Raw genomic sequence first — 2,380 nt, forward strand, 5'->3', positions numbered from 1 at the left:
GAGGCGGGACGGAAGGCTTCGTTCATGTCGTGCGGGACCATGTGGAAGATTTTCTTTTCATCCATGTAGATGCTGTAATCGCTGGCCCGCACCCAGTAGCCGTCGCCGTTGATGAGGGCCACGTCGAGGGCAAGGAACCACAGCAGGCCGTCGATGTCCAGCATCGGCTTGAGGGCTTCCTCCAGTTTGTCAGCCGGTGTTTCGTTGAGAACTTTGCAAAGGGCGATCAGGGCTTTCCAGTCTTTGTCGTCGTCCTTCGATTTGATCTCATATCGGCGTTTGTAATCGGCGACGTTGTCGCCGAGGTATTCCAACCCGCCGCCGCCACCGGGGCTGCCGCGAACTTTCCAACGAGCCCCCTTCGAGCTGTTGAAATTCTCTTTCGTGAAATCTTTGTTGAACTGTTGAACGCTTCCGTACACGCCCCAGCTTTCGCCGTTGATGACGACCTTCACGAAGTTCGCCTTCGGCGTCGGCAGGTATTTCCGGGCGATTTCGGAATAGAGGACGGTGCTCATGAAGGTCGGGTCTTCATGGGAGTTCAGCAAATTGAGGGTCTTGTAGCCGTACAGTCGTTGCTTGTCGTCCGCGAGGTCAACAGCCAAGTTCAAGGAGCGTTTGGAACCGGCCGAGACCATCCCGTAGGAGGACATCCCCCGGAAATGCACGCCGACGTTCGGATACTTCTTGCCGTCCACGATCAGAGTGGCGGGCACATCCACGTCGGTTCCGTGGAAGTCTTCCAGTTCGCTTTCCCAGTCTTTGTTTTCAAATTCCAAGAACAACGTGCGGAGAACATTCGGCTCGTATAGTTTCGCATCCGGATAAGTCTTGGCGTCGGCGACCGCCACTTTCGGACCGGGCGTTCCGGCTTCCCCGCCCTTGCCGAATCCTCCCTTCGGGCCACGGAAACCACCCCCGCCCCCCTTGGCGGTGGCACGGGCGGCTTTGCGCTCCTCGGCATTCAGCCAGCCATCATTATTCTTGTCGAAATCTTTGACAATCTTGCGTTCCTGTCCCCCCATCGGGCCGAAGCCGCCTCCCTTGCCGCCGGGGCCGAAGCCTCCTTTGGCTCCGGGAAAATCCTGCTTGTCGTCGGGGCCGTCTTTCTTTCCCCCCTGGCCGAATCCCTCGGGAGGACTTGCGAGTATGAATACCCCGAATCCCGCGACCACTAAGGCCGCCAACCGTCGTTTGTTCATCGTCCTTCTCGTCCTGTGGATGTGCTGGAGTCCATCGCTCCAATGGTGCTGACAGACAGATTGTCTGCTGGCGATGCCCATACCCTATCGGATGAAAGATGAAGAAACGATGTGGAAAGATGAGAATCCATTTTTCGGACTCGTCAATTCTCATGGCAATCTCATGTTTGCCGGGGTAGGCTGCCTCCACAAGTCCCACGAATGGCTCTATTCCCTCGGAGAGTTTCTCATGTTGATTCGATTGCGGGCGGCGACGCTGCTCGGCGGTTTGGCCCTGATGTTGCCGTCCCTCGGCGAAAGCGCGGATTGGACGCAATTTCGTGGCCCGAAAGCCGACGGCGTTGTCGAAGGGGGATCACTCCCGACTGAATGGGCGGCCGGCAAAAACCTGAAATGGAAGATCGACGTGCCCGGCGTGGGCTGGTCATCCCCGGTCATCGTGGGGGACAAGGTGTTTGTCACCACGGTCGTCACGGAGAACCAGTCCAAGCCCCGAGCTGGCGGCGGTTTTGGCGGCGGCGGTCCCGGCGGGGGCGGCATGGGCAAAGGTCGTGGCGCCCCGACGACCTCCCATCAATTCCAAGTGATTTGCCTCGATCTGGCGACCGGCAAACAACTTTGGAAAGAAACGGCCATCGACGCGAAGCCGAAGATTCCGACGCACAGTTCCAACACTTACGCCACCGAAACCCCGGTGACGGACGGCGAGCGGATTTACGCCTACTTCGGCATGCACGGCCTGTTCTGCTACGATCTGGCGGGCAAACAACTCTGGAAGAAAGACCTCGGTGTCTTCCCGATGCAGGCCGGTTGGGGCACGGCCAGTTCCCCGGTGCTGGACGGCGACCGGCTGTTTATCCAATGCGACAACGAGGAAAAGTCCTTCATCGTGGCCCTCGACAAAAAGGACGGCCACGAACTCTGGAAAATCTCCCGGAGCGAACGATCAACGTGGTCCACGCCGTTGGTCTGGAAGAACTCAAAACGAACGGAAGTCGTCGCCCTCGGCGGCAAAGTGCGTTCCTACAACCCGGCTGACGGGAAACTCCTTTGGGAACTCAACATCGGCGGCGGCCAATGCTCCGTCTCCCCGGTGGCCAACGAAGACACCCTGTTCGTCGGCGCCGGAGCAGGGGGTGGAGGCGGCGGTCGGCCGGGCGGCGGCGGCGCTCCCCCCG

Annotated in this window: 2 protein-coding genes; one reads left to right on the top strand and one right to left on the bottom strand. The window is 59.4% G+C overall.

Annotation, left to right across the window (positions count from 1 at the left end; genetic code table 11):
• Positions 1–1,202 (bottom strand): CotH kinase family protein (locus BGIM_RS66650; RefSeq protein WP_202947346.1); only part of this gene is annotated, 1,202 nt, incomplete at its 3' end.
• 229 nt (positions 1,203–1,431) lie between these two features.
• On the opposite strand from BGIM_RS66650, the gene BGIM_RS53485 reads away from it, so the two are divergent.
• The coding region (locus BGIM_RS53485) for an outer membrane protein assembly factor BamB family protein (RefSeq protein ID WP_193789030.1) at positions 1,432–2,380 on the top strand (949 nt) is incomplete at its 3' end.

Origin of the sequence: Zavarzinella formosa DSM 19928 (assembly GCF_000255705.1) — a bacterium.
Taxonomy (GTDB): Bacteria; Planctomycetota; Planctomycetia; order Gemmatales; family Gemmataceae; genus Zavarzinella; species Zavarzinella formosa.